At 59.8% G+C, this 26,156-nt stretch carries 22 protein-coding genes, 2 tRNA genes and 1 pseudogene; 8 read left to right on the top strand and 17 right to left on the bottom strand.

Going from position 1 to position 26,156, the window contains the following annotated elements:
* Nucleotides 1-78: 78 nt before the first annotated feature.
* Nucleotides 79-483 (bottom strand): hypothetical protein, encoded by a 405-nt coding sequence (locus tag J2X66_RS16700; protein ID WP_027925918.1) that lies wholly within the window; start codon nucleotides 481-483, stop codon nucleotides 79-81.
* Nucleotides 484-624: 141 nt separating this feature from the next.
* Here J2X66_RS16700 and can point away from each other — a divergent pair, with 141 nt between their 5' ends.
* Entirely contained in the window at nucleotides 625-1,269 is a 645-nt protein-coding gene (gene can, locus J2X66_RS16695; RefSeq protein WP_027925919.1) for a carbonate dehydratase, read from the top strand.
* Nucleotides 1,270-1,314: 45 nt separating this feature from the next.
* Here the strand turns inward: can and J2X66_RS16690 are convergent, their stop codons facing one another.
* From J2X66_RS16690 to J2X66_RS16680, 3 genes are all read right to left on the bottom strand, one after another.
* Complete coding sequence (locus J2X66_RS16690; protein ID WP_310266169.1) at nucleotides 1,315-2,487, bottom strand: hypothetical protein; 1,173 nt, start codon at nucleotides 2,485-2,487, stop codon at nucleotides 1,315-1,317.
* A 73-nt stretch (nucleotides 2,488-2,560) separates the two neighbouring features.
* On the bottom strand, nucleotides 2,561-4,258 hold the full coding sequence (locus J2X66_RS16685; protein WP_310266166.1) for an acid phosphatase: 1,698 nt from the start codon (nucleotides 4,256-4,258) through the stop codon (nucleotides 2,561-2,563).
* Between the two features lie 78 nt (nucleotides 4,259-4,336).
* The gene (locus J2X66_RS16680; RefSeq protein WP_310266164.1) at nucleotides 4,337-5,755 is read right to left on the bottom strand and encodes a TIGR00366 family protein; all 1,419 of its coding nucleotides are present in this window, start codon (nucleotides 5,753-5,755) and stop codon (nucleotides 4,337-4,339) included.
* Between the two features lie 202 nt (nucleotides 5,756-5,957).
* On the opposite strand from J2X66_RS16680, the gene J2X66_RS16675 reads away from it, so the two are divergent.
* The 4 genes and pseudogenes from J2X66_RS16675 (at nucleotide 5,958) to J2X66_RS16665 (ending at nucleotide 9,363) form a co-directional block, all read left to right on the top strand.
* Nucleotides 5,958-7,271 (top strand): MFS transporter, encoded by a 1,314-nt coding sequence (locus tag J2X66_RS16675; protein ID WP_310266162.1) that lies wholly within the window; start codon nucleotides 5,958-5,960, stop codon nucleotides 7,269-7,271.
* A 121-nt stretch (nucleotides 7,272-7,392) separates the two neighbouring features.
* A pseudogene (locus J2X66_RS30245) lies at nucleotides 7,393-8,121 on the top strand (PAS domain-containing protein); the annotation flags it as partial.
* Nucleotides 8,101-8,709, top strand: coding sequence for a methyl-accepting chemotaxis protein (locus J2X66_RS30240; protein WP_405046785.1), 609 nt, complete (start codon nucleotides 8,101-8,103; stop codon nucleotides 8,707-8,709). The pseudogene J2X66_RS30245 and the gene J2X66_RS30240, both read left to right, overlap by 21 nt.
* Nucleotides 8,710-8,766: 57 nt before the next feature.
* Nucleotides 8,767-9,363, top strand: coding sequence for a flavin reductase family protein (locus J2X66_RS16665; RefSeq protein ID WP_310266158.1), 597 nt, complete (start codon nucleotides 8,767-8,769; stop codon nucleotides 9,361-9,363).
* 4 nt (nucleotides 9,364-9,367) lie between these two features.
* Here J2X66_RS16665 and J2X66_RS16660 read toward each other — a convergent pair whose 3' ends face one another.
* A complete protein-coding gene (locus tag J2X66_RS16660; protein WP_310266156.1) occupies nucleotides 9,368-9,736 on the bottom strand; it encodes a cupin domain-containing protein in 369 nt (122 codons plus the stop codon).
* 76 nt (nucleotides 9,737-9,812) lie between these two features.
* Nucleotides 9,813-10,625, bottom strand: a complete 813-nt coding sequence (locus J2X66_RS16655; protein WP_310266153.1) for an AraC family transcriptional regulator — start codon at nucleotides 10,623-10,625, stop codon at nucleotides 9,813-9,815.
* Between the two features lie 159 nt (nucleotides 10,626-10,784).
* Between J2X66_RS16655 and ddlA the strand changes: the two genes are divergently transcribed.
* Entirely contained in the window at nucleotides 10,785-11,879 is a 1,095-nt protein-coding gene (gene ddlA / locus J2X66_RS16650) for a D-alanine--D-alanine ligase (protein WP_310266151.1), read from the top strand.
* An 81-nt stretch (nucleotides 11,880-11,960) separates the two neighbouring features.
* On the opposite strand, the gene ggt is transcribed toward ddlA, so the two are convergent.
* On the bottom strand, nucleotides 11,961-13,793 hold the full coding sequence (gene ggt / locus J2X66_RS16645; RefSeq protein ID WP_310266149.1) for a gamma-glutamyltransferase: 1,833 nt from the start codon (nucleotides 13,791-13,793) through the stop codon (nucleotides 11,961-11,963).
* A gap of 165 nt (nucleotides 13,794-13,958) precedes the next feature.
* Here ggt and J2X66_RS16640 point away from each other — a divergent pair, with 165 nt between their 5' ends.
* On the top strand, nucleotides 13,959-15,068 hold the full coding sequence (locus tag J2X66_RS16640) for a DUF2817 domain-containing protein (RefSeq protein ID WP_310266146.1): 1,110 nt from the start codon (nucleotides 13,959-13,961) through the stop codon (nucleotides 15,066-15,068).
* 89 nt (nucleotides 15,069-15,157) lie between these two features.
* Here J2X66_RS16640 and J2X66_RS16635 read toward each other — a convergent pair.
* Both J2X66_RS16635 and J2X66_RS16630 read right to left on the bottom strand, forming a co-directional pair.
* A tRNA-Met gene (locus J2X66_RS16635) sits at nucleotides 15,158-15,234 on the bottom strand.
* A gap of 116 nt (nucleotides 15,235-15,350) precedes the next feature.
* Nucleotides 15,351-17,405, bottom strand: a complete 2,055-nt coding sequence (locus J2X66_RS16630; protein ID WP_310266144.1) for a methyl-accepting chemotaxis protein — start codon at nucleotides 17,403-17,405, stop codon at nucleotides 15,351-15,353.
* Between the two features lie 333 nt (nucleotides 17,406-17,738).
* Here J2X66_RS16630 and J2X66_RS16625 point away from each other — a divergent pair, with 333 nt between their 5' ends.
* Entirely contained in the window at nucleotides 17,739-18,956 is a 1,218-nt protein-coding gene (locus J2X66_RS16625; RefSeq protein WP_310266141.1) for an MFS transporter, read from the top strand.
* A 110-nt stretch (nucleotides 18,957-19,066) separates the two neighbouring features.
* Here J2X66_RS16625 and ychF read toward each other — a convergent pair whose 3' ends face one another.
* From ychF to J2X66_RS16585, 8 genes are all read right to left on the bottom strand, one after another.
* Nucleotides 19,067-20,167 carry a redox-regulated ATPase YchF gene (gene ychF / locus J2X66_RS16620; protein ID WP_027925946.1) on the bottom strand — a complete coding sequence of 367 codons (1,101 nt, stop codon included), beginning with the start codon at nucleotides 20,165-20,167 and terminating at the stop codon, nucleotides 19,067-19,069.
* Between the two features lie 22 nt (nucleotides 20,168-20,189).
* The gene (gene pth / locus J2X66_RS16615; protein ID WP_056853278.1) at nucleotides 20,190-20,774 is read right to left on the bottom strand and encodes an aminoacyl-tRNA hydrolase; all 585 of its coding nucleotides are present in this window, start codon (nucleotides 20,772-20,774) and stop codon (nucleotides 20,190-20,192) included.
* Between the two features lie 170 nt (nucleotides 20,775-20,944).
* Nucleotides 20,945-21,547, bottom strand: a complete 603-nt coding sequence (locus J2X66_RS16610; RefSeq protein WP_310266136.1) for a 50S ribosomal protein L25/general stress protein Ctc — start codon at nucleotides 21,545-21,547, stop codon at nucleotides 20,945-20,947.
* Between the two features lie 141 nt (nucleotides 21,548-21,688).
* Nucleotides 21,689-22,630, bottom strand: coding sequence for a ribose-phosphate pyrophosphokinase (locus J2X66_RS16605; protein ID WP_003208392.1), 942 nt, complete (start codon nucleotides 22,628-22,630; stop codon nucleotides 21,689-21,691).
* A gap of 46 nt (nucleotides 22,631-22,676) precedes the next feature.
* Nucleotides 22,677-22,751: transfer RNA gene (locus J2X66_RS16600), tRNA-Gln, on the bottom strand.
* A gap of 36 nt (nucleotides 22,752-22,787) precedes the next feature.
* Complete coding sequence (gene ispE / locus J2X66_RS16595) at nucleotides 22,788-23,639, bottom strand: 4-(cytidine 5'-diphospho)-2-C-methyl-D-erythritol kinase (RefSeq protein WP_310266235.1); 852 nt, start codon at nucleotides 23,637-23,639, stop codon at nucleotides 22,788-22,790.
* Nucleotides 23,640-23,641: 2 nt separating this feature from the next.
* Entirely contained in the window at nucleotides 23,642-24,259 is a 618-nt protein-coding gene (lolB, locus tag J2X66_RS16590) for a lipoprotein insertase outer membrane protein LolB (protein ID WP_310266134.1), read from the bottom strand.
* Between the two features lie 4 nt (nucleotides 24,260-24,263).
* On the bottom strand, nucleotides 24,264-25,988 hold the full coding sequence (locus J2X66_RS16585; RefSeq protein WP_310266131.1) for a tetratricopeptide repeat protein: 1,725 nt from the start codon (nucleotides 25,986-25,988) through the stop codon (nucleotides 24,264-24,266).
* Nucleotides 25,989-26,156: the final 168 nt, after the last annotated feature.

The raw sequence follows: 26,156 nt of genomic DNA, 5'->3' as shown, positions 1-26,156 counted from the left end.
TCCACAGGTTTTATGTACGACAAAAATCCACTGTGGGAGCGAGCCTGCTCGCGATGGCGGCTTAACAGGCAATAGAAATCACCGATCCTTATCCATCGGATCCCGCCGCGCCATCTCCGCCTCATCCAGGCCATTTCCCCCGCCAATGTCATCTTCATCGACAATGCTCAAATCCCAATCCGCCTGATCACCGTCACCCGCTTCATGGGCATCCCGCGCGCCATCTTCATGGATCAACGTTTCCGGGCTCATGTCATCATCGGTAGACTCGTGATCATCGGTCGAAGCCCCCGTCATACCGGCTTCACGCACGCGCTCGCGAGGCATCAGCCGTTCGCGTTCGGTTTCGGGCAACTCGTCACCGATTTTGGCGCTGGGTTCTTCCTCATCGAAATCCAGCTCTTGCATCGAGCCCATGCGGTCTTCGTTGTCGTCGATCGGCTCAGGTTGCACCGCATCGTACGGACGTCGTGATTCAGTCATGGCAATTCCTCATACTGTGGGCCTTACTAGGGTTGACCCACTGGGCTCCTGAGAATTCCACCGGTCATACTTGCATCAAGCGCGTGACCTCGACGGGCGGTTGTTTGTCAAACCTGCGCATCATTCTTGAGGCTTTACAGCATGAACGAATTACAAGATCTGATTGATAACAACGAACGCTGGGCTGAAGCGATCAAACAGGAAGATCCGGACTTCTTCTCCAAGCTGGCCCGCCAACAGACGCCGGAATACTTGTGGATTGGTTGTTCCGACGCCCGCGTGCCGGCCAACGAGATCGTCGGCATGCTGCCGGGCGACCTGTTCGTACACCGTAATGTGGCCAACGTGGTGCTGCACACCGACCTTAACTGCCTGTCGGTGATTCAGTACGCGGTGGACGTGCTCAAGGTCAAACACATCCTGGTCACCGGCCACTATGGCTGTGGTGGCGTGCGCGCCTCGATGCAGGATCGTCAGCTGGGCCTGATTGACGGCTGGCTGCGCTCGATCCGTGACCTTTATTACGAAAAGCGCGAAGAGCTGGCCGAGCTGGCGACCGAAGAAGAACAGGTCGATCGTCTCTGCGAGCTCAATGTGATCCAGCAAGTGGCGAACGTCGGCCACACCAGCATCGTGCAAAACGCCTGGCACCGTGGGCAACCGCTGTCGATCCATGGCTGCATTTACGGGATCAAGGACGGTCGCTGGAAAAGCCTGAACACAACCATCAGCGGATTTGAGCAACTGCCGCCGCAATACCGTCTGCGCCCGGTCGAGAAGCTTTAAGCCGGTCGGGAAGTGCGCGTCAGCCTTTGCTGACGCGCAAGGTGATTACAGCGCCGGTGCCGGAATCGCTGTTGCGGGCGCCGGAGCTTGCAGCTGTTGCAGCTGGGCCTTGATTGGCGTTGTCGCGCACTTGGCCTCGGCTTGTTCCGGGGTCAGGTTGCGGATCGAGGTGTAGAACAACTCGCAGGTTTTTTCTTTCTGGGTCACTTGCCAGGTTTGTGTGCAGCTTTTCAGCTGGGCAGCAGGGTCGCTGCCCGGTGTGCTGCCCATGCCGGCTTGCCAGCACGCGGCGCTCAAATCCTGGCCCATGACGGCCAAGCCCGCAGCATCGGCTTTCGCCTGAGCATCGTCGCCGGTATAGCTGTCCGGGTTGGCGGCGTACCAGATGTAACTCGGATGGTTCGAGCCCAATACCGGCACGTTCAGGCCTTTCTTCGGGCTGATCATCGCCAGCCCCAGCACGTCGACGGTCACACCATATTGCTGCTTGATCCAGTTACGCACTGGCGCGCCAAAGGCGACCATCGGCAGCGCCGCACCTTTGGCGTTCTGGCTGACGTCCTTGACCATGGTGGTCTGGTAATCCGTGAAGTAGCCGTAGACACCCTCCAGGTCCTTGCCAGCGCTGGCCGGCGCGGCAATGGGCGCGATGTCGATGATGGTCTGATAGCCCGGCGTCTGGTCGGCGGGGATGCCGTTATCCGTCAGCAACGTGGACCAGCGATCCGTGGTCGCGGAGCGCAGGTAATCCTGAGCCTGGGTCAGGGAGTAATCCGGCGGGAAGTGCAGCAATTCGACACTCTTACGGTTTTCCAGGGCCATGCCCAACGGCAGGAACAAGTACCAGTTGTAGGCCCATTTGCTGTCGGTGTTGAGTTTTTTGGCGCCGCTGTAGGCCAGATCGCCGGCATCGAGCAACGCGGCCAGCGGTTTTTCGTAACCCTTTGGTACACCGCTGATGTCGGCGTAGAGCTGATGGTTATCCGTTTTGACGCGCACTTTTGCAGTGCTGTAGCCATCGCGCTGCACGCTTTGAGTCAGGTAGTGCTCGACGGTCTGTTCAAGCGTCCAATGGCGAAAGCAGATCACATTGCAGTTGTTGGGGTAGGCGAAGAGCCGGGTGACGCGTTCGGTGCTGCCCAGTTTCAGATCGACATCGGCGTGGGCGGTAGCGCTCAGGGCGAGGGCGGCAAAGGTAAGTCCTGTGAGTTTCAGCATGCTCAGATCCTTTTCAGCGTGGGCCCGCGTGGATCGCAGGCCACCGTACTAAAGCAGATCGGCCGATAATTGCTCAGCTGAACCTGAGCGCATGGGTCAAGTCGCCCATGGGTTTCTGGCCCCGAGCAATCATCGCCTCATCCCGCTGCTTGAGCCCGTCGAGCTTCTCCAGCCCGAACACCCGAGTGATCAAACGCAGAATCGACGCTGTGTCATAGACCGTATGGTCCACCGTGCCTTTGCGCGCGAAGGGCGACACCACCAGCGCCGGCACCCGCGATCCCGGCCCCCAGCGATCGCCTTTGGGCGGTGCAACGTGATCCCACCAACCCCCGTTTTCATCGACCGTGACCACGACCACCATGTTTTTCCATTGTGGGCTTTCGCGCAGCACTTTCAGGGCGCGCACGATGTGCCGATCACCGGACGCCACATCGGCGTAACCGGCGTGCATGTTCAGGTTGCCCTGGGGTTTGTAGAAGCTCACCGCAGGCAGTTTGCCAGCCTCGGCATCGGCGAAGAACTTGTTGGTGCTCGATTCATCGCCCAGGCCGGCGTCGCGCAGACGTTTGCTGCGTTCGGCCGGGTTCTCCGGGCCCAGCTGTTTGAAGTAGTTGAACGGCTGGTGGTGGTACTGGAAGTTGGGGATCTTCGGGATGCCACCGGAGTCCTTGAACTGATCCAGCGTCGCCTGCCAGGCGCCGGCGTACCAGGCCCAGTCGACATTTTTCTTTGAGAGCTTGTCGCCGATGTGCTCGTGGGTTTGCGGGACCAGCACGTTCGGCAAGTCTGGTTTGGCGTAGGCCGGGCGGTCAGGGTCGCGAATCCATGTCGGCCAGTACGGCGGCGCGAGCGTGTTGACGCCGTAGCCATCCGGGGTCAAGGCGCTGGGACCGAACTGCGGTGGGCCGGTCATGGCGCTGGCCGGGGATTTATCCAAAGGCTTGAGCCGTGGGTCCGCCGGATCGTCGCTTTGCAGCACCGCGATTTGCGCCTTGGCCACCGAATTGGCCGCATCGGGATAAAACGGCGCGGTGGCGCTGATCAGGTATTGGTGGTTGAGAAACGAACCGCCGAAAGCACCCTGGAAAAAGTTATCGCAGAGCACAAACTCCTGGGCAACGTCCCACAAGCGCAGGGAGTAACGACTCTGCGCGTAATGGCCCATGGTCAGGCCACCGGAGTCGGCCCACGCGACAAAACCATCATTCTTGCCACCGTTGATCTGCATCTGGTTTTGATAAAACACGTGCCACAAATCACGGGTCACCAGGCCAAACGGCAGGTCTTCAGCGTTCGGGCCTTTGAGGGCAAACGGCGCGTTGGGCAGTTGCTCCTGAAACTGGGTTTCACTGGGGTAGGTCACGCCATCCAGGGTTTGCGGGCCGATCTGCAAAACGCCGCCCCACACCGGTGGCAGCGTCTGCAACAAACTGCCATCGCGATCACGCTGTTGATACTCGCCAGGCTGAAGGGACGACAGCGGTTTTTCGACGCCGGGGAAATCGCCGAACAGATTGTTGAAACTGCGGTTTTCGGCATAGATCACCACCACGGTTTTCACCTGGTCGTGCAGGGCTTTGTCGATTTCCGCCGGGGACAACAGATGTTCAACCGGTTTGCCCGGCTCATCCCCCGGATTACCGCAAGCACTCAACGTTGCGCCGACACCCAGCACCGCAACGCCACCGAGAAAACGGCGGCGGCTGGTGTCGGTGGGTGCGCCTGAGTCGGGAGAAGGAGCGTCAATGCCATCTTTATCGTCAGTCATGCCGAATCCCGTTTAGCTAAGTTGTTGCAATATGTTTCGGCGGACGCTAGCAGCGGGATGTGACAGAAGGGTTACTGGCTAAGGCATCACCGGCGCCGTATACGTCAGCGTCGTCCCCAGCGCCCACAGCAGAAACAGCACCAACGGCGTGTGCACCAGCAATTGCACGAACGAAAACCCGATCAAGTCCCGCGCCTTCAGCCCCAGCACCCCCAGCAGCGGCAGCATGTAGAACGGGTTGATCAGGTTCGGCAGCGCTTCGGCTGCGTTGTAGATCTGTACGGCCCAGCCCAGGTGGTAGTTCAGGTCCGTGGCGACTTGCATGACGTACGGCGCTTCGATGATCCACTTGCCGCCGCCGGACGGGATGAAGAAACCGAGAATCGCCGAATACACGCCCATTAGCAGCGCATAGGTATCGTGGGTGGCGATGCTGACGAAGAAGGTCGAGATGTGGTGCGCCAGGGTCTGGGCGTCAGTGCCTTTGACCGTGGTCATCAACGCGGCGATCGAGCCATATAGCGGGAACTGGATCAGCACGCCGGTGGTGGTCGGGACTGCGCGGGCCACGGCATCGAGGAAACTGCGCGGGCGCCAGTGCAGCAGTGCGCCGAGCATCAGGAACAGGAAGTTGTAGGTGTTCAGTCCAGAGATGGCAGTGAGCGCCGGTTTGGTCGAAAACTCGTGGAACAGCCAGCCAGCCGCGAGTGCCACCAGCAAAAGGGTCAGCAGCGGGCTGTACTCCAGCCATTCGCCGGGGCGAGTGCGTGGTTGCAGTGGCGGCAAATTGAAACTCGGGTCGACGCCGCAGGCCTTGGCATCACGGGCGGTGTTAGGACCTGGTGCGGTGGCGTAGGCGATGATCAACGAGACCACGATCAGCGTCAGCAGCATCACGCCGGACTGCCACAGAAAGATCGTTTGGGTGAAGGGAATAACCCCGGTGATCGCCAGGATCGACGGCGGCAGACTGGCCGGGTTGGCCTGTAGTTGTGCAGCGGACGACGACAGGCCCAGGGCCCACACAGCGCCAAGGCCCAGATAAACGGCTGCACCGGCGGCACGGTAGTCCATTTTCAAATCGACACGGCGGGCGAGGGCGCGCACCAGCAAACCGCCGAACACCAGCGACAGGCCCCAGTTCAGCAGCGAGGCCGTCATGGAAATCAAGGCGACCCACGCCACGGCCGAGCGACCGTTTTTCGGGATACGTGCCAGGCGGTCGATGAGTTTCACGGCGGGTGGCGAGGCGGCGACGACGTAGCCACCGATGACCACGAACGCCATCTGCATGGTGAAGGGGATCAGGCTCCAGAATCCGTCACCGAACGCCATGGCGGCGTCAGTCGGTTTGGCGCCCATGAACAGGGTGGCGACGGCGACGATGATCACCGCCAGCGCGGCAAATACCCAGGAGTCGGGGAACCAGCGTTCGGCAAAACTTGAGCAGCGCAGGGCAAAGCGGGCGGAGCGGGTATCTTCGATATCAGCGGCCACGGGGGTACCTCGAATTTTTATGTTTATTGTGGTCTTTCAGGCTGCAAAGGCCCGTCTGGACAGACGCCAACAGTAAATCAACCGCTCTTGTTTTGTGACGAAACTTTACCAAAACAGGACTATGGTCTAACGGCTTGTCCATGGGCGCGTTTGCGTAGACCATGGGCGCCTTGATTTTTTACCGGCTGCAGAGTTCTTTTTCATGACTGCCAACACCCCTTCGCGCCCGACGCCTTTTACCCGCTCGGATTACAAGACACTCGGTCTTGCGGCCCTTGGCGGCGCGCTGGAAATCTACGATTTCATCATTTTCGTGTTCTTCGCCCTGACCCTCAGCCAACTGTTCTTCCCCCCGGAAATGCCCGAATGGCTGCGCCTGCTGCAAAGCTTCGGGATCTTCGTCACCGGTTATCTGGCGCGCCCATTGGGCGGGATTCTGATGGCGCATTTCGCCGACCGGCTGGGGCGCAAGAAAGTCTTCAGCCTGAGCATCCTGATGATGGCGCTGCCGTGCCTGCTGATCGGGATCATGCCGACCTACGCGCAGATCGGTTACTGGGCGCCGCTGCTGCTGTTGGTGTTACGCGTGCTGCAAGGCGCGGCGGTGGGCGGTGAAGTGCCGAGCGCCTGGGTGTTCGTTGCCGAACACGCGCCGGCCGGGCATCGCGGTTATGCCCTCGGATTCCTGCAAGCCGGGCTGACCTTTGGCTACCTGATTGGCGCGCTGACGGCGACGTTCCTCGCACAGGCGTTCACCCCGGTGGAAATTCTCGATTTCGCCTGGCGCTACCCGTTCCTCCTGGGCGGTGTGTTCGGGGTGATCGGTGTCTGGTTGCGCCGCTGGCTCAGTGAAACCCCGGTGTTCATGGCGATGCAGGCCCAGCGTGATGCCGCCGTCGAACTGCCGCTGCGCACGGTCTTGCGTGAACATCGCTTGGCGATGTTGCCGGCAATGATCCTCACCTGCGTACTGACCTCGGCGGTGGTGGTGTTTGTCGTTATCACCCCGACCATGATGCAGAAAACTTTTGGCATGACCGCCAGCCATACCTTCGCCCTGAGTGCGCTGGGCATCGTGTTCCTGAACATCGGCTGCATACTCGCCGGGTTGCTGGTCGACCGCATCGGCGGCTGGCGCACGGTCATGCTTTATAGCCTGCTGCTGCCGCTGGGTATCGGTGTGCTCTATACCTGCCTGATTACCGGCGGCCACTGGATCGGTCTGGCCTATGCGATTGCCGGTCTGAGTTGCGGCGTGGTCGGCGCGGTGCCGTCAGTGATGGTGAGCCTGTTCCCGGCGCGGGTTCGCGTTTCGGGCATTTCCTTCACTTACAACATTGCCTACGCCGCGTGGGCAAGCATCACACCGCTGTTGTTGATTGGTCTGATGCCATGGAGTCCGTGGGTCTGCGTGATCTTCTGCGCGGTCATGGGCGCGGTAGGTGTGGGCAGCGCGGCGTATTTTGGCGCACGCCTGCCCAGAGCCGGCCGTTGCGCGGCCGCTGGCGCGATGTAATCGCAGCGTGTGACCGTAACTATTTTTGTAGGACAAACCCGAAACACACTTCAGAAACCCCCCGTACCGCCGATGGCTTGGCTGCATACCGCTTTCTCTCCCAGTCCATCGGTGCTTCCCCATGTTCAACAAACGCTTGAAGCAGGAGCTGTCGGCTCTTCGCGAAGAACTCTCCAGCCTTCAGCAAGTGAAGGACAGTCTGGAAAGCGAGATGCTGGTCCTGACCCTTAATCCCGATGGCCGGATTCAATCGGCCAACCAGAACTTCCTCGGCGAAATGTTCTACAAGAGCGGCGACCTGACCGGCCGGAACATCGACGAGATTGTCCCGGTTCATGTCAAATCCGATGAATTCCACCGCCGCTTCCAGAACGCGCTGACCCGTGGCGAGCATTTCGCCGGGGCCGTGCGTTTGCTCCGTGGCAATGGTAAGGAAGCGTGGTTGCGTTCGATTGTGCAGCCGGTGCGCTCTGCGGACGGCCGAATCAAACATTTCTCGATTTACTCCAGCGACTTGACCCGCACCATCGAAGCATCCCGCGAACACGAGAACCTGATCAGTGCGCTGGTGCGTTCGACGGCAGTGATCGAGTTCGACCTCGATGGCAACGTGCAGACGGCCAACGACCGCTTCCTCAGCGGCATGGGTTACAGCCTCGCGCAGATCAAGGGCAAACATCACCGTACGTTCTGTGAACCGCAGGAGGCCAGCAGCGCCGAGTACCAGAACTTCTGGCGACGCCTGAACGCCGGGGAGTTTGTCGCCGGCCGTTTCAAACGCATCGACAGCCATGGCCGTCTGGTCTGGCTGGAAGCGTCCTACAACCCGGTGGTTGACGCTAACAACACGCTCTACAAAGTGGTGAAGTTCGCCACCGTGATCACCGATCAGGTCAATCAGGAAAACGCCGTGGCCGAAGCGGCCAACATTGCCTACAGCACCTCTCAGCAAACCGACCAGAGTGCCCAGCGCGGTACGGCCGTGGTGACTCAAGCGGTCGACGTGATGCGCGACCTGGCCAAACATATGCAGACCGCTGGCGATGGCATCGAAGCCTTGAACGAGCAATCGCTGGTGATTGGCACCATCGTCAAAACCATCAGCGGCATCGCTGAGCAGACCAACCTGCTGGCGCTCAACGCGGCCATCGAAGCGGCTCGAGCGGGCGAACAGGGCAGGGGCTTTGCCGTGGTCGCGGACGAGGTTCGGCAGTTGGCGTCTCGCACCAGCCAGGCCACCGAGGAAATAGTCGGCGTTGTGCGTCAGAACCAGGAAATGGCGCGCAACGCCGTGGCCCTGATGGCCGACGGCAAACTCCAGGCCGAACAAGGCCTGGCGCTGGCGGCGGAGGCCGGTACGGTGATCGTCGAGATTCAGGACGGTGCGCAGAAAGTGGTGAACGCGGTCGGACAGTTTGCCAATCAACTGGCGACTTGATACCTGCCATCGCGGTGGAAATCGCTACAATCGGCTCTTTTTCCAGGAGCAGACAGTATGAGCGTTTCCCACCGCCGCCCGGTTCCTTTGTCCAAGGCGTATCGTCTGCTCAATCATGGGCCGACCGTCCTGGTGAGCGCCGCCCATGATGGCCAGCGCAATATCATGGCCGCTGCCTGGGCCATGCCGCTGGATTTCGAACCGCCGAAAATTGCCGTGGTGCTGGACAAGTCCACCTGGACCCGGCAACTACTGGAAGCCTCGGGAACGTTCGTGCTCAACGTACCTTGCGCGGCGCAGGCCGATATCACCCAGACCGTTGGCTCGACGTCAGGCCTGGAGTTGACCCAGGGCCAAGGTCAGGACAAGTTCCAGGCCTACGGTTTGCAAACGTTCAGCGGTGAGCTGATCGACGCTCCATTGCTCGAGGGCTGCGTGGCGTGGCTGGAGTGTCGATTGCTGCCAGAGCCTTCCAATCATCAGCAATACGATCTGTTCCTGGCCGAGGTGATTGCCGCTCAGGCAGATGAGCGGGTCTTCAGCGACGGTCGTTGGCACTTCGAAGGGCATGACGCCTTGCGCACCTTGCACCATGTGGCGGGCGGGCATTTCCTGATGATTGGCGACCCGGTGGACGGCAAGACATTGGGGTAACGCCTCACACCCATATGTCATTGACCGCCGTTCGCTCACCGCCTTCGCTGCCGGTGTTCAGTACGCCTTTGGGTTCGATCAACAGCAGCTTCACTTCCTGCGCGGCGGACGGTTTGTGCTCGACCCCTTTGGGCACCACGTACATTTCGCCGGCGTTGACCAACACGAAACCGTCACGAAACTCGAGGCGTAACTGGCCTTCGAGCACGATGAAGGTTTCGTCGGTTTCCAGATGGTCATGCCAGATGAAATCCCCCAATAGTTTCACCACTTTGAACTGGTAGTCGTTCATTTCGGCGATGACCCGGGGCGCCCAGTGCGCATCGATCCGGGCGATTTTTTCAGCGAAGTTCAGGCTTTTGTAAGCGGACATGAAGTGTCTCCCGTAGTTGATCGTGAACCTACGATAACCAGCGCTCAGGTCTGCTTCTTGTACGATTGTGCGTGGCTCAGCGACGGTGCATTTTCATCCAGCGGGCCGGCGACAGACCGTAGGTTTTGCTGAATTGCCGGGTCATGTGGCTCTGATCGGTGAAGCCGGCAATCAACGCGGCGCTGACCAGCGACTGGCCCTGGAGCAGTAGAGAACGCACCAGGTCCAGGCGCCGCATGGTCAAGTATCGGTAAGGACTGGTGCCGAACAACAGGCGAAAGTCCCGTGACAGGCTCCAGCGATCACGACCGCTATGGTGCGCCAGCTCCTCCAGCGTCACGGTGCGATCCAGTGCGCTGTGAATGAACTCCCGCGCACGCTCCGCAGCCACGTAGTCGAAGCTCTGGTGGCGGGCGGAAGTTGTTCCCGAAACGCTGCTCAGAGCCTGCGCCAGATCGTACAGCGCGTCCTGCTCCTCCAAAGGGTCGAGGGGGCAATCCAGGCTGCGCAATAGCGCGTCGGTGGCGGCGAACAGGCGAGGGTCGGTCGACAATCCGGTCTTGATGAACGGCAGCGGTTGCCCGCCGAGCATCTGCTGAATCAGGGCCGGTTCGATGTACATCATGCGGTATTTGAAACCGGCTTCGGTGCCGGCCTCGCCATCGTGGGCTTCGTCCGGATGCAGCACCAGGGTCCCACCCGGCAGGCTGTGGCGCCATCCGCCGCGGTACTGAAAACTCTGCACACCGGCCAGGGTTCGGCCGATGGCGTAGGTGTCGTGGCGATGAAGGTCGTAGCCGTGCCCTGCAAAAAACGCTTCGAAACGTTGCAGGCCGCCCACGTCGGGCGCGCGGTGGAACCAGTCGATGGGAGGCGTTTGCTTGGCCATGGCGGGGGTGTCTCGAACGCGGTGAAGAACACGTTACCCCAGTGATCGACTGGCTGTCTGCTCTGCGATTAAACCCTCTGGACGGGTGGAAAACCGTGGGCGAATGTTGCAAGGTTCTCTCTGCTGTTTGGCGGGTGGCCAATCGTTGAGGGGGGTTGAATGAGCAAATTGCGGGTAGGGATTATTTTTGGTGGTCGTTCGGCGGAGCATGAAGTGTCGCTGCAATCGGCAAAGAACATTGTCGATGCACTGGACCGCTCGCGCTTCGAGCCGGTGTTGATCGGCATCGACAAACAAGGCCACTGGCACCTCAACGACCCTTCGAACTTCCTGCTCAATCAGGAAAATCCGGCCCTGATCGCGCTCAACCAGTCCAACCGTGAACTGGCGGTGGTGCCGGGCAAAGTCAGTCAGCAATTGGTGGAAACCTCCGGTCAGGAACTCCTCGGGCACGTCGATGTGATCTTCCCGATTGTCCACGGCACCCTGGGCGAAGACGGTTGCCTGCAAGGCCTGTTGCGCATGGCTGACTTGCCCTTTGTTGGCTCCGACGTGCTCGGCTCGGCGGTGTGCATGGACAAGGACATCAGCAAACGCCTGCTACGCGACGCCGGGTTGGCGGTGACGCCGTTCGTGACCCTGAACCGCGCCACGGCAGCGCGTACCGGGTTCGCTGAGGTGCAGGGCAAACTCGGACTGCCGCTGTTCGTCAAACCGGCGAACCAGGGCTCGTCCGTGGGCGTGAGCAAGGTCAGTGACGAAGCCGAATATAAGGCGGCCGTGGAACTGGCCTTGGGGTTCGACGAAAAAGTGTTGATCGAATCCGCCGTCAATGGCCGTGAGATCGAATGCGCCGTGCTCGGCAACGAAGACGCGATCGCCAGCGGTTGTGGCGAAATTGTGGTGAGTAGCGGTTTCTATTCCTACGACAGCAAATACATCGACGCCCAGGCGGCGCAGGTCGTGGTCCCGGCTAACATTAGTGTCGAGTCCAGCGAGCGTATTCGGGCATTGGCCGTCGAGGCATTCCAGGTGCTGGGCTGCTCCGGGCTGGCGCGGGTCGATGTGTTTCTCACCGACAGTGGCGAAGTGCTGATCAATGAGATCAACTCGCTGCCCGGTTTCACCCGAATCAGCATGTACCCCAAGCTCTGGCAGGCCAGCGGCATGACCTACAGCGATCTGGTCAGCCGCTTGATCGATCTCGCCCTGGACAAGCACAAGGCGCGACAGGCGTTGAAGATCTCGCGCTAGGCTGAATGTTTGCGAGGGGTGACGTCCGGGATTGAAAAGGGCCTACCTCCCGGTAAGCCCTTTTTCATTCCCGCGTAGGAATCAATCCCCCAGCGCTTGTCCTTCACGTCGAGGGTCGGCCCCTCCAGCCAATGACGCATTCCCTTGCGCATCCTTCACCCGAACAATCGCCTGGGTGCCGCTGGTCATGTCAATCTCGCTGATGCTGTGCCCCTTGTCCTTCAACGCCTGGATCAGCTCCGCGCTGAATTGCCCTTGTTCCAGCTCTGTCGGGCCGTTACGGCTACCAAAGTTGGGCAGGTTGATGGCGGCTTGCGGGTCGAGGTTCCAGTCGAGCAGGCCGATGGTGGATTTGGCCACGTATTCGATGATTTGCGAGCCGCCAGGGGAACCGATGGTGGCGAGGAATTCACCGCTTTGGCGGTCGAAGATCAGGGTCGGCGCCATGGAGGAGCGTGGGCGTTTGCCGGGCTCAACGCGGTTGGCGACTTTTTGTCCGTTTTCTTCGGGGATGAACGAGAAGTCAGTCATCTCGTTATTGAGCAGGAAGCCCTGGACCATCACGTGCGAGCCGAAGGCGGACTCGATGGTGGTGGTCATGGACACGGCGCCGCCCTGATCATCGACCGCCACCACTTGTGAGGTGGAGATGCGCAGCGGCGAACGGTCCGGCGCGTAGGCAACCTTGATGCCTGGGGGGGTACCGGGTTTGGCCACACCCATGCTGCGATCACCGATCAAAGCAGCGCGGCTGGCCAGATAGGCCGGGTCAACCAGCCCTTTGACCGGCACGGGCACGAAGTCAGCATCGGCCACGTATTGCGCGCGATCGGCGTAGGCCAGGCGCTCGGCTTCGGCGATCAGGTGCACGGCTTGCGGGGCGGGCTCGGTGCCGGCGGGTTTTTCGGTCTTGAGCGGTTTCAGCGGCGCGAGGGCGAAACGCGGGTCGCGGGTTTCCAGGGCCTGCAAGGTGCCGAGGATCTGCGCCACGGCGATCCCGCCCGATGATGGCGGCGGCATGCCGCACACCTGCCACCGTTTGTAGTCAGTGCACAGCGGCGCGCGCTCCTTGGCTTGATAGCCTTGCAGATCGTTTAGCGACAAGCTGCCGGGGTTGGTATGGCCCTGAACCTTGGTGACGATCTCTTGCGCGATGGCGCCTTTGTACAGCGCGTCAGGCCCTTCATTGGCGATGCGTTTCAGCACAGCGGCCAATGCCGGATTCTTCAACAACGTACCGGCGGCTTTCGGGCTGCCGTCCGCATTCAGAAAGTAGGCCACCATGTCCGGTGAGCTGCGCATGGATGAATCCGAGGCGATCAACAAATGAAGGCGCGGCGAAATGGCGAAGCCTTGCTCCGCGAGTTTGATGGCCGGTTCGAACAACTTCGCCCACGGCAGGCGACCGTGTTTGCGGTGCGCCAACTCAAGCGCTCGCAACACGCCCGGCGTACCCACCGAGCGCCCGCCAATCTGTGCCGGGGTGAACGCCATCGGTGTGCCGTCGGGCTTCAGGAAAAGCTTCTCGGTGGCGCCGGCCGGTGCGGTTTCGCGACCGTCGAAGGTGCGCACCGCCTTGCCATCCCAGAGCACGATCAACGCACCACCACCAATGCCGGAGGATTGCGGCTCGACCAGCGTCAGCACCGCTTGCATCGCAATCGCGGCATCAATCGCCGAGCCGCCCTGACGCAGCATCTCCCGGCCGGCTTCGGCCGCCAGCGGGTTGGCCGCTGCCGCCATGTGTCTGGAGGCGTGCCGGGTTTGCAGGTCGGTGCGATAGCCCGAGGCGCTTTCGGGCGCCACAGGCAACGTCGAGGTGGGTGGCGCGTTGCAGGCGGTGAGGGTCAGCGTCGCAACGATCAGCGACAGGGCCGAGCGGCGATAGCGGCTCAAATGGAAAGCTGAGAACACGTTGGGGCACTCCGTCCGTGGGGAAAGTTACCGGGACTTTATCGGCCGACTCGGCATGGCGCAAACCAGGGCCTACAGTAAAGCTGCTTTTGTCCTTCAGGAGTCGACGGATTTTCTGTAGGGTCGAGAGCAATAGACGGGCCAGAAGATCAACAAGAGGCAGACATGCAGATCGAGTTTCCCACCCAGCCAAGTTACCGCAATCAGCGAGAGCTGTTCCTCGCGGCAGCCACCGAGGCCGGTGCGACATTGACCGAATACCCGCATCCGCTCAAAGGGCCTTTCGGCGAGCCCTTGAGTACCGACGTGGCGGTGCTGGGCGATCCCGGCGCCAAGCGATTGCTGATTGCGCTGAGCGGCACCCATGGCGTCGAAGGCTTCTACGGGTCGAGTTGCCAGATCAAATGGATGCAGGACTTGGGCAAGCGCTCACTGCCGACGGATGTGGCCGTGGTGTTCATTCACCTGATCAATCCCTGGGGCACCGCCTGGCTGCGGCGGGTTAACGAAGACAACATCGACCTGAACCGCAATCACCTGAATTTCGAACGGCCATTGCCGGACAATCAGGCTTACGCGACGCTGCATGACATCTACGCGTGCACCGAGCTGCAAGGTCCTGGGCGTGAGCGCGCCGATGCCTTGCTCGACGCGCAAATCCGCCAACATGGCTGGCCGGCGGTGATGTCGATTGTCGAGGGCGGCCAGCACAGTCATCCCGACGGTCTGTTTTTCGGTGGGCTGGCGCCAAGTTGGTCGAACCGCACACTGCACGCCATCCTGCAAAATCATATTGCCCATGCCGACGTGGCCATGTGTTTCGACTTGCACACAGGGGCCGGCGAGTACGGTCATCCGATGCTTTTGACCATCACCGAAGCGGCGTATCCGGCCCTGCCCGATGCGCAGGCCATTTACGGGCCATGGCTGTACACGCTGCTGACCGGGGCCGACACCTTGAGTGAAACCGGTGTGGCGGCAACGGCGACTGGCTACACCTCGCAGGCGTTGATCGACGCATTGCCGCAGGTTCGGTTGATGCCGTTTGTGATTGAGTGCGGGACGTATCCGGGGGCGGACGTGCATCGTCATTTGCGCGATGACCACTGGCTGCATCTGCATGGCGATCCGACGGGGGTGCTGGCGCGCGGGATCAAGCTCAATCTGCTGGAGCAATTCTATCCGGCCGACAGCGACTGGCAGGCGATGGTGTGGTTGAGGACGTGGCAGATTTGGGAGCGGGCGCTGTCGGCATTGCCGACGATTCGTACCTGACGCGGATCACCCTGGACCCATGGGGTTCAGGGTACTTTTCTCGAGGCATAAAAAAACGGCCTACCTTTCGGTAAGCCGTTTTTAGTACTTGGTGGCTACACAGGGACTTGAACCCCGGACCCCAGCATTATGAATGCTATGCTCTAACCAACTGAGCTATGTAGCCAAGTGGCGCGCATTATTGGCTTGGAACGATGATGTGTCAAGCGTAAATCTAAAATATTTCTCTACGCTTTCAACTGCTTATCCTCCTGACCCGAAAAATCGGGCCGGAGGAGGGCGTCAACTGAGCTGAAATCTCCCGGTATTCGCGCTCAGGGCCTTGCTGCCCTGGCTCAAGGTGTCGGCCGCCAGGTTCACCGCCCGTGCGCCTTCCAGCAACCTGACCGCCGCCTGATCGACTTGCTGAATGTTGCCGCTGACTTCATCGGCGGTGCTGGCCTGTTCTTCCACGGCGGTCGCGATATGCGCCAGGGTGTCGGTCACGCCTTGCACCGCGAGGGCAATTTCCCCCAGGCGTTCGCCCAGGCCGGTGACCGATTGCGCGTCACTTTGCGCCTGGCTACAGGCCGCTTCCATCAGGCTGACCGCTTCGTTCACGGTGTTGCGCAGGCTGTCGACCGTGCCGGCAATTTGCGCGGTGGAGGACTGGGTGCGTTGCGACAGGCTGCGGACTTCATCGGCCACCACGGCAAAACCGCGACCTTGTTCACCCGCTCGAGCCGCTTCGATAGCCGCGTTGAGCGCCAACAGGTTGGTTTGCTCAGCGACCCCGCGAATAGTGTCGACCACCAGCTGAATCTGTTGCCCTTGCTCACTGACCCGACCCAGCGCCGCGGCAGTGTCGTTCAAGCGCTGATTGAGCTGCTGAATGCTCGCTGTGGTGCGCTGACTGTCTCGGCTGCTGTCGGCGGCAATGCGCTGGGTGTGCTGAGCGCTGCCTGAGGCCTGTTCGCAACTCTGGGCGACCCCTTGAGAGGTCGCCGCCAGTTGCGTGGCCGCCGCGGCGATCTGGCTGATTTGCAATTGTTGCGCTTCGACTTCGCCGAGGGCGCCGCTGGAGTGATGGTTGAGCGTGCGCACCGCGTTGCTCACTTGCAAGGTTTCGTGATCGACGCCCTGCAAGCTGTTGCGCAATTGCACCACGGCGACATTCAGGGCGGTGCTGATAGCCGCCAGTTCGTCGCGGCCCTGCACCGGGGCTTGCAAGCTCAGATTGCCGTCACGCAACGCTTCGGCCAGCAGGGTGATGCCGCTGGCGCTGCGCCGGATCGAGGCTTGCAGACAGATGAACAGGTACAGCGCGGCCAGCAACAGGCAGCCAAAGATTGTCGCTACCAAAATGAACTGGCGAATCGCCGAGTCGTGGTAGTAATTCAGGCGCTGATCCAGCGACATCAACGATTGCTGGCGCAGGGCGGCAAGGTCGGTGAGCAGGGCGTCGAGGTTGCGTTCGAATTCTTCCGGCTTGAGGCTGATGCTGCCGCCGAACACGCCGTCATCCAGCACCTTCAGACTCGCGTCGAGGTGTTTCAGGTTGTCATGGTATTGCCCGGCCCAACTCTGCAACGCACTGGGCAGGCGCGCTTCCAGGAGCGTGGCGGTTTTTACCAGTTGCTCCCGGGCATCGCCGATACGGCTGCGCAAGTCACGCAATTGCAGGCGGCTTTGCAGGGTGAACTGGCCCGACACCACAGACGCTTGGCCGACAGCGGCGAGCCGACCGACCCGTTCAATCAGGTCGGGCGCGTGCTGGGTGGAAATCTGCGTCAGCAAATAAGTTTCCAGCCACGGTGCGAGCGTCAGACGATTGTCCATGGCGATCTGTTCGCGCAGGGCTTGCAGGGCGCTCAAGGCATTGGTGAAGCGATCGTAACCGTCCGGCCACCAGCCGACGCCGCTCAGGCTTTTTGAATCGAGGCCGTTGAGGGCTGTTTGCAGGGCTTGAAAGCGGGTCAGCGTTTCGCCCTCTGCGCCTTCGACTTTCAGCGCGTTGCCGAGGTCTGAGGTGGCTTGAGCGACGGCAGGCTGCACCGCATCAAACGCTCCCATGGCGGCGAGGGTGGCTGGCGTGGGTTGGCGATTGGTTTCCGTGGCGCGCCAGCGAGCCGCGCGATCACGCTGGGCGGCGAGCAGATTATCCAGAGCATCCAGAGCAAGCAGTTGCCTGACCCCGGCACGTTCGCCGGAGATGAGGCTGAGTTTGGCCCGATAATCCTGACCGATCATCAACAGGCTGCCGGCCAGCGGCAGGATAAACAGCAGGAACAACAGCTGAAATTTGCGTGCGAAGCCAAAACGCCCCAGCAAGCCGATCCCCGGTGATAAAAACGACATGCCCCATGACTCCCCTGGACACCACGCACCATCGGCGTGCGTCGAGGCCATTGCGACCGCGACTCGTGCCCTTTTAAAAGGCCTCGAAAGTTCACCCTCGCCAGCTCTGTAGGCCGACTCTGTAGCGAAACTTCCCATTCTCGGTCCCCTTTGTAAGAGGCCCGCGTTGAAGGTGTTAAACAAGGCAAGATTCAGACCATGGCGTTGCGCTATCACCTCTCGGGCGATGAAAAATTAGTTCGTTAGCTGGCTAAGGGGATGGCGCTCTTGCACCGAAAAATGGCACATTGATGCACCTGCCTGCGTGCACCCATCCGCTGTACGGAAATTCTCATGGCTATCAGCAACGCTCAGACCGGCGCGACGTCGGCACCCGCGACTTCACAAAGCAGTCCGTTGGTCATGCGCATCATCGGCGCGGTGGCGCTGGCGCACCTGATCAACGACCTGATCCAATCGGTGCTGCCGTCGATTTATCCGATGCTCAAGGCCAACTATGGCCTGAGCTTTACCCAGGTCGGCCTAATCACGCTGACCTTTCAACTGACCGCTTCGCTGTTGCAGCCGTGGGTCGGTTACTACACTGACAGACACCCAAAACCCTGGCTGCTTCCCGCCGGGACAGTGTGCACGCTGATCGGCATTGTGATGATGTCGATGGTTGGCACCTTTGCGTTGATTCTGTTGGCGGCGGGGCTGATCGGCATCGGTTCGTCGACCTTTCACCCGGAGGCCTCTCGTGTGGCGCGACTGGCCTCGGGCGGGCGATTTGGACTGGCGCAATCGACCTTTCAGGTCGGCGGCAATGCCGGTTCGGCGTTCGGTCCGCTGCTCGCGGCGGCAATCATCATCCCGTACGGTCAGGGCAATGTGGCCTGGTTCGGGCTCTTCGCTGTGTTCGCGCTGTTCGTGCTCTACCGGATCAGCCGCTGGTACGCCAATCACTTGAACCTGTTCAAGCTCAAGCAAGGCCAGGCGGCGACTCACGGTTTGTCGAAGGGCAGGGTGATCAGTGCGCTGGTGGTGCTCGGGATGCTGGTGTTCTCCAAGTACTTCTACATGTCCAGCCTCACCAGTTATTTCACGTTCTACCTGATCGAGAAGTTCGACCTGTCGGTGGCCAGTTCGCAGCTGCACCTGTTCCTGTTTCTGGGGGCTGTCGCGGCGGGGACGTTTTTCGGTGGGCCGATCGGCGACAAGATCGGGCGTAAGGCGGTGATCTGGTTCTCGATTCTCGGCGTGGCTCCGTTCACGTTGCTGCTGCCTCATGTTGACCTGTTCTGGACCAGCGTCCTGAGCGTGATTATCGGCTTCATCCTGGCTTCGGCGTTTTCCGCGATTGTGGTGTACGCGCAGGAATTAGTGCCGGGCAATGTCGGAATGATTGCCGGGGTGTTCTTCGGCTTGATGTTTGGTTTCGGCGGGATTGGTGCGGCGTTGCTGGGGCATCTGGCGGATGTGCACGGCATTGAATACGTGTACTTCCTGTGCTCGTTCCTGCCGTTGTTGGGTGTGTTGGCGATCTTCCTGCCAAGAACCAAAAAGGCCTGATCCCACACACTCCTGCACTGGATTGTTGGTGTGGCGAGGGATTTATTTCAGGTACAAAAAAGCCGCGTATCAAACGCGGCTTTTTCTTGGGCGGTGTCTCGTCAAATAACTTAGACGTTGAAGCGGAAGTGCATTACGTCGCCGTCTTTAACGATGTAATCCTTGCCCTCCAGACGCCATTTGCCGGCTTCTTTGGTGCCGGCTTCGCCCTTGTACTGGATGAAGTCGTCGTACGCGATCACTTCGGCACGGATGAAGCCTTTTTCGAAGTCGGTGTGGATCACGCCAGCGGCTTGTGGTGCGGTGGCACCGACGCGGACGGTCCAGGCGCGGACTTCTTCGACACCGGCGGTGAAGTAGGTCTGCAGGTGCAGCATCTCGTAGCCTGCGCGGATCACGCGGTTCAGGCCCGGCTCTTCGAGGCCCAGGGCTTCGAGGAACATGTCTTTCTCTTCGCCGTCTTCCAGCTCGGCGATTTCGGCTTCGATCTTGTTGCAGACCGGAACCACCATGGCGCCTTCTTCGTCGGCGATGGCCTTGACGATGTCCAGCAGCGGGTTGTTCTCGAAACCGTCTTCAGCGACGTTGGCGATGTACATGACCGGCTTGGTGGTCAGCAGGTGGAAGCCACGAATCACTGCCTTGTCATCGGCGCCCATGTTCTTCATCAGCGTGCGCGCAGGCTTGCCGAGGGTGAAGTGAGCGATCAGTTGCTCCAGCAGGCCTTTCTGGACCACGGCGTCCTTGTCGCCACCCTTGGCGTTACGGGCAACTTTCTGCAGTTGCTTTTCGCAGCTGTCGAGGTCGGCAAAAATCAGTTCCAGGTCGATGATCTCGATGTCGCGTTTCGGGTCGACGCTGTTGGAGACGTGAATCACGTTCTCGTCTTCGAAGCAGCGGACCACGTGGGCGATGGCATCGGTTTCACGGATGTTGGCGAGGAACTTGTTGCCCAGGCCTTCACCTTTCGACGCGCCGGCAACGAGGCCTGCGATGTCGACGAATTCCATGGTGGTCGGCAGGATGCGCTTTGGATTGACGATGGCCGCCAGGGCTTCCAGACGTGGATCCGGCATCGGCACGATACCGGTGTTCGGCTCGATGGTGCAGAAGGGGAAGTTCTCGGCCGCGATCCCGGATTTGGTCAGGGCGTTGAATAGGGTGGACTTACCGACGTTAGGCAGGCCGACGATGCCGCAATTGAATCCCATGGTGTTTTCCCCGAGGAGTGAGTCAGGCCTTCTGGCTGTGCAGGTTTTTCATCGCGCGGTTCCATTCACCGGCGAGGATATCCGGCAGCACGCCGAGGGCAAAGTCGATGCTGGCATCGAGTTTTTCCTGTTCGGCGCGTGGCGCACGACCCAGGACGAAATTTGAAACCATACTGGCAACGCCCGGGTGGCCAATGCCAAGCCGCAAGCGGTGAAAGGTATTCTGGTTGCCCAGTTGCGCAATGATGTCGCGCAACCCGTTGTGACCGCCATGGCCGCCGCCCTGCTTGAGCTTGGCAACGCCCGGAGGCAGATCGAGTTCGTCGTGCGCCACGAGGATTTCTTCAGGCTTGATGCGGAAGAAGCCCGCCAGAGCTGCTACGGCCTGGCCGCTACGGTTCATGTACGTGGTGGGAATCAGCAGACGAACATCCTGACCCTGATGCGAAAAGCGCCCGGTCAGGCCAAAATATTTGCGATCGGCGACAAGGTTGACCCCTTGTGCATTCGCGATGCGCTCAACAAAAAGGGCCCCTGCGTTATGCCGGGTCTGTTCGTATTCAGCGCCTGGATTTCCCAGGCCAACGATCAGTTTAATGGCAGTCACGATAGGGGCCCTTCCTTGGAGTGGTGGATAACATCGCCGCAATCAGTGTGTGTGGCGAAAGTGGACGAAAATTGCTCATTTACCATTCAGTAAACTTCGCGTTCTCGCCCGCTCTCTCGCTACGTTCCAGTCCGCGATGTTACTAGATCACTCCGGCTTCACAGAGTGAATTACTCTGCAGCGCCTTCTTCAGTAGCTTCTGGAGCAACACGTGGAGCGTGAACGTTGGCAACAGCCAGGTCGTTACCGTGAGCCAGAGCAACAAATTCAACGCCTTTAGGGGCGGTGATGTCGGACAGGTGAATGATCGAGCCGACTTCGGCGTTAGCCAGGTCAACTTCGATGAATTCAGGCAGGTCTTTTGGCAGGCAGGACACTTCGATTTCAGCAACAACGTGCGAAATCTCGCCGCCTTTCTTCACTGGAGCAGCTTCGTTGACGAAGTGCACAGGAACGATAGCGGTCAGCTTTTGGCCGGCAACTACGCGCACGAAGTCAGCGTGCAGCACGTGGCCTTTGGCCGGGTGGCGCTGCAGAGCCTTGATGATTACGTTTTGCTTGGTGCCGCCAACGTTCAGCTCGATGATGTGGCTGTAAGCCGCTTCGTTTTCGAGCAGTTTGGCAACTTCTTTAGCCAGCATGCTGATGGATTCAGGGGCTTTTTCGCCACCGTAAACTACAGCTGGTACCAGGCTTGCGAGACGACGCAGGCGGCGGCTCGCACCTTTCCCCAGGTCGGAACGCACTTCAGCATTCAGAGTAAAATCGTTCATGTTGTATCTCCAAAATAACCACATTCGCCCCAGCGTTTGCGACCAGCGCTAAAGGCGATATGGGCAAAAAAGCCCCGCCCCGACAGGAATGCCGGGGCGGGGCGCTTTTCGTCAACGAGACATTCGAGAAGGGCAGGGCCCTTAGCGGAACATCGCGCTGATCGATTCTTCATTGCTGATGCGGCGGACCGCCTCGGCAACTACCGGCGCGATATCCAGTTGACGGATACGCGAGCAGGCTTGTGCAGCTGCGGACAACGGGATGGTGTTAGTCACCACCAGTTCATCCAGCATGGAATTTTCGATGTTTTCGATCGCCCGACCGGACAGCACAGGGTGTGTGCAGTAGGCGAAAACCTTGGCAGCGCCATGCTCTTTCAAAGCCTTTGCCGCGTGGCACAGAGTGCCGGCGGTATCGACCATGTCATCGACCAGAATACAGGTACGCCCTTCGACATCACCGATGATATGCATCACTTCAGAGTGATTGGCTTTCTCACGGCGTTTGTCGATGATCCCGAGATCCACGCCCAGCGACTTGGCAACAGCACGTGCACGCACGACGCCACCAATGTCCGGGGACACGATCATCAGGTTTTCGAAGCGCTGATCTTCAATGTCATCCACCAATACAGGGGAGCCGTAGATGTTATCTACCGGAATATCGAAGAAACCCTGGATTTGGTCAGCATGCAGATCAACCGTGAGAACACGGTCGATGCCGACTACGGTAAGCATGTCAGCAACGACTTTCGCGCTGATAGCCACACGTGCGGAACGCGGACGGCGATCCTGACGGGCATAACCAAAGTAAGGAATAACAGCAGTAATACGAGTAGCCGAGGAGCGGCGGAAGGCATCAGCCATCACTACCAGTTCCATCAGGTTATCGTTGGTCGGAGCGCAAGTCGGCTGAATAATGAAGACATCTTTACCGCGGACGTTTTCATTGATCTCGGCTGTAATTTCGCCGTCGGAAAATTTACCGACAGAGATGTCACCGAGAGGGATATGCAGCTGACGTACGACACGTCGAGCCAGATCGGGGTTGGCGTTCCCCGTAAAGACCATCATCTTGGACACGCGCAGTACCTGAAGGCTGAGGGTAACCTGGATGAGTATAGGAAAATGGCAGGGGCGGCTGGATTCGAACCAACGCATGGCAGGATCAAAACCTGCTGCCTTACCGCTTGGCGACGCCCCTGTATCTGTTGCAACGATTACCCAGTAATCGGTTCCTTTAGAGCAGACTTTGCAGCTTGCGATGCAACATCGAAACGTTGCTTCCTTTTGCTACAAACCCTGTAAGGGTCTCTGTAAGAAGGGCCGAGACTTTATCAGCTTCAGCTTTGCTTGGGAAGCCCCCAAACACACAACTTCCAGTGCCAGTGAGTTTTGCTTCGGTAAATTTACCTAACAAATTCAAAGCGTTACGTACCTCTGGATAACGCCTTGCTACTACTGGCAAGCAGTCATTACGACTGTTTCCCTTGGGAACGGGGCGCACTTTAATGGGAGGAGAGTTACGTGTCAACAGCGGATCGGAAAAAATTTCTGCTGTACTTACAGATACTTGCGGTACCAGCACGACATACCACGGTTCTTCGGGGGTTACAGGGGTCAGTTTCTCCCCTACGCCTTCGGCAAAAGCGGCGTGACCACGCACGAAAACCGGAACGTCAGCGCCCAGCTTCAGGCCCAGCGCGGCCAGTCGATCCACGTCCCAGCCCAATTGCCAGAGGTGATTCAGACCCAGCAATGTGGTCGCGGCATTGGAGCTGCCGCCGCCGATGCCGCCGCCCATGGGCAGGATTTTTTCGATCCAGATATCAATGCCGAGTGCGCAACCGGATTGTGCCTGCAGTTGCTTCGCAGCCTTGACGATCAGATTGCTGTCGTGGGGAACGCCGTCGAATTCGGTGTGCAACCGGATCACGCCGTCGTCGCGTACGGCGAAGGTGATTTCATCGCCGTAATCGAGGAACTGAAAAATCGTCTGCAACTCGTGGTAGCCGTCTTCACGGCGACCGAGGATGTGCAGCATCAGATTGAGTTTGGCCGGGGAGGGCAGCGTCAAGCGGGGCGCGGTCATGTTCACTGCCCCAGCTTGCGTGGTTGCCATTCCTTGATCACCAGCGTGACATCAAGGTCGGTGCCGTGCAGCTTGATCTTTTCAGGCAGCCAGAAACCGTTTTGTTGCGTGTAACTGGTGTATTCGACCTGCCAGCCATCCTGTTCCAGGCTGGCCAGGCGGCTGTCGCCATCCAGGTTCAGCTTGCTTTTGCTGTCGGGTGCCGGGAGCCCGCGGACCCACCAGGCCAGATTCGATACTGGCAATTTCCAGCCCAGTTGCTCTTCCAGCAGGATTTCCGGGTTCGGTGCGTCAAAGCGTCCCTGATTGGCCACTTCCAGCGAAACCTTGCCAGGTCGGCCGGTCAGGCGTGCGGCGCCGCGACCCAGCGGGCCGGACAGGCGGATATCGTAGTAATCCTGACGTTGCAGCCAGAACAACGTGCCGCTGCCCGAATCCTTGGGGGCGCGGATGCCGATCTTGCCGTTGATCTGCCAGCCGTCGAGGGTGGTCAATTGCTGTTTGTGTTCACGCCATTGGGCCGGATTGCCGTGCCCTTCGACGGATTCGCGAGCGCCGAAGCCCGCGCAACCGGCGAGCAGGGCGATAAAACTGAAAACAATGAAGTGGCGCAAAAACATAATCTTAAAGAGTCTCTGATCCGGTCAGGCGCTTGATGGTGCCGCGCAGGGTAGGGCTGTCAGGTTGTTCCTTGAGGAATTTGCCCCAGACTTGTTTGGCTTCGCGCTGTTTGCCATTGACCCACAGCACTTCACCCAAGTGGGCGGCCACTTCCTGATCGGGGAAGCGCTCCAGTGCCTGGCGCAGATAGCGCTCGGCTTCATCGAGGTTACCCAGGCGGAAGTTCACCCAGCCGAGGCTGTCGAGCACCGCCGGGTCTTCCGGATTGATCTGGTGAGCCTGTTCGATCAAGGCCTTGGCTTCGACATAGCGCGTGGTGCGGTCGGACAGCGTGTAGCCAAGGGCATTGAGTGCCATGGCGTTGTCCGGGTCGCGCTTGATGATCAGGCGCAGGTCTTTTTCCATCTGCGCCAGGTCATTGCGTTTTTCCGCCTGCATGGCGCGGGTGTACAGCAGGTTCAGATCGTCCGGGTACTGCTGCAAGGCTTTGTCCAGGACAGCCCAGGCCTTGTCGCCCTGATTATTGGCGGACAGGGTTTCGGCTTCGATCAGGTACAACTGAATCGCGTAATCCGGCTGCTCGTCGCGCTCTGCGGCCAGGCGGCGTTGAGCTTCGGCGGTCTTGCCGTTGTTGATCAGAATGTCGGTCTGACGCAATTGGGCCGGCAGGTAGTCGTTACCCGGCCCGACTTTGGCGTACTCGATCAGCGCACCTTGAGGGTCGTTGCGTTCTTCGGCGATACGGCCAAGGTTCAGGTGAGCGGAGTCGACGTGGCTTTCGCGGGCGATCAGGTCTTCAAGCAGGCTCTTGGCCTCGTCCCAGTCCTTGGCCTCCAGGCAGACCAGTGCCAGCGAGTAACGCAGCTCGTCGTCTTCCGGGTATTGCTGAACCAGGCTGGAAAACTCGGCTTTGGCGTCTGTTATGCGGTCCTGCTCAACCAGCATTCGCGCGTAAGTCAGGCGCAGACGCTTGTCGTCCGGGTATTTCTTGATGCTTTTTTGCAGCAGCGGCAAGGCTTCGTCGCCACGGTTGAGCACTTGCAGCAGGCGCGCGCGCAACAGGATCGGGGCGATTTCGCCTTCGTCTGGCGGATTGTCTTCCAGCAGGGTCAGCGCACCTTTGGCGTCGCCGTCCTGTTGCATCAACAGGGCCTTGCCAAAAATAAGCTGGCTGTTTTTCGGATGGCGCTGCAACAAACGGTCGAAACTTTTCATCAAGCCGTTGCGCGTGTCCTGGTCGGTATCGGCGGCGGACAGGGCAAGGAAGTCGAAATGCGTGTCGCCTTTGCCTTGCAGGACTTTCTCCATGTAGACCATGGAGTCGTCATAACGACCGGCACGAGCCAGTTGCACGGCCGCTGCGCGTTGTGCTTCGAGGTCGTTGGGGGCGTTTTTTGCCCAGATCAGCGCGGTGTCCAGGGCGGCCTGATCGGCGCCCAGGTACTCGGCAATGCGAAACGCCCGCTCGGAGATGCCCGGATCCTGGGTGTTGATGGCCTGGGTCACGTAGTTGTCCAGCGCAATGTCGAAACGATTGCGTTGGCCAGCCAGTTCGGCACTCAACAGGCTGAAGATGGTTTCTTCACTGAATGAGCTATAAACCTTGGGCTTTTCTGGGGCCGGAGTGCTGTCTTCCACCGGCGACGTACCGTCCGGCGACGAGGGTGCCAAGGCCTGGCAGCCGCTGAGGAAGACAAAAGCGAGGAGCAACGCGGAAGATCTATTCATATAGGAAGAGGACGACTAACCTGCGGTCGGATCATCATGACACAAGCCTTCGGCCAAACATAACCGAGTCTCAATCGAGGCCTTTATAGAGGCAGGACATTGGGGCAATAGTCAGCGGTAGTTGTTCTGTCTGTGGCGAAGTAGGACAATTGCCGGCTTCACGTCACC

Origin of the sequence: Pseudomonas sp. 3296 (genome assembly GCF_031456615.1) — a bacterium.
GTDB classification, from domain to species: domain Bacteria; phylum Pseudomonadota; class Gammaproteobacteria; order Pseudomonadales; family Pseudomonadaceae; genus Aquipseudomonas; species Aquipseudomonas mucoides.
This window is presented reverse-complemented; position numbering and strand designations above follow the sequence as displayed.

What these genes read in the sequence shown, in the direction of transcription:
- ispE (WP_310266235.1), bottom strand. Translation starts at nt 23,639, where the DNA reads ATGACCGCGCCCCGCTTGACGCTGCCCTCCCCGGCCAAACTCAATCTG.
- J2X66_RS16675 (WP_310266162.1), top strand. Translation starts at nt 5,958, where the DNA reads ATGACTGCCAACACCCCTTCGCGCCCGACGCCTTTTACCCGCTCGGAT.
- ychF (WP_027925946.1), bottom strand. Translation starts at nt 20,167, where the DNA reads ATGGGATTCAATTGCGGCATCGTCGGCCTGCCTAACGTCGGTAAGTCC.
- J2X66_RS16625 (WP_310266141.1), top strand. Translation starts at nt 17,739, where the DNA reads ATGGCTATCAGCAACGCTCAGACCGGCGCGACGTCGGCACCCGCGACT.
- ddlA (WP_310266151.1), top strand. Translation starts at nt 10,785, where the DNA reads ATGAGCAAATTGCGGGTAGGGATTATTTTTGGTGGTCGTTCGGCGGAG.
- J2X66_RS16640 (WP_310266146.1), top strand. Translation starts at nt 13,959, where the DNA reads ATGCAGATCGAGTTTCCCACCCAGCCAAGTTACCGCAATCAGCGAGAG.
- J2X66_RS16660 (WP_310266156.1), bottom strand. Translation starts at nt 9,736, where the DNA reads ATGTCCGCTTACAAAAGCCTGAACTTCGCTGAAAAAATCGCCCGGATC.
- J2X66_RS16665 (WP_310266158.1), top strand. Translation starts at nt 8,767, where the DNA reads ATGAGCGTTTCCCACCGCCGCCCGGTTCCTTTGTCCAAGGCGTATCGT.
- J2X66_RS16610 (WP_310266136.1), bottom strand. Translation starts at nt 21,547, where the DNA reads ATGAACGATTTTACTCTGAATGCTGAAGTGCGTTCCGACCTGGGGAAA.
- J2X66_RS16700 (WP_027925918.1), bottom strand. Translation starts at nt 483, where the DNA reads ATGACTGAATCACGACGTCCGTACGATGCGGTGCAACCTGAGCCGATC.
- lolB (WP_310266134.1), bottom strand. Translation starts at nt 24,259, where the DNA reads ATGTTTTTGCGCCACTTCATTGTTTTCAGTTTTATCGCCCTGCTCGCC.
- J2X66_RS16585 (WP_310266131.1), bottom strand. Translation starts at nt 25,988, where the DNA reads ATGAATAGATCTTCCGCGTTGCTCCTCGCTTTTGTCTTCCTCAGCGGC.
- can (WP_027925919.1), top strand. Translation starts at nt 625, where the DNA reads ATGAACGAATTACAAGATCTGATTGATAACAACGAACGCTGGGCTGAA.
- J2X66_RS16685 (WP_310266166.1), bottom strand. Translation starts at nt 4,258, where the DNA reads ATGACTGACGATAAAGATGGCATTGACGCTCCTTCTCCCGACTCAGGC.
- J2X66_RS16690 (WP_310266169.1), bottom strand. Translation starts at nt 2,487, where the DNA reads ATGCTGAAACTCACAGGACTTACCTTTGCCGCCCTCGCCCTGAGCGCT.
- J2X66_RS16630 (WP_310266144.1), bottom strand. Translation starts at nt 17,405, where the DNA reads ATGTCGTTTTTATCACCGGGGATCGGCTTGCTGGGGCGTTTTGGCTTC.
- J2X66_RS16655 (WP_310266153.1), bottom strand. Translation starts at nt 10,625, where the DNA reads ATGGCCAAGCAAACGCCTCCCATCGACTGGTTCCACCGCGCGCCCGAC.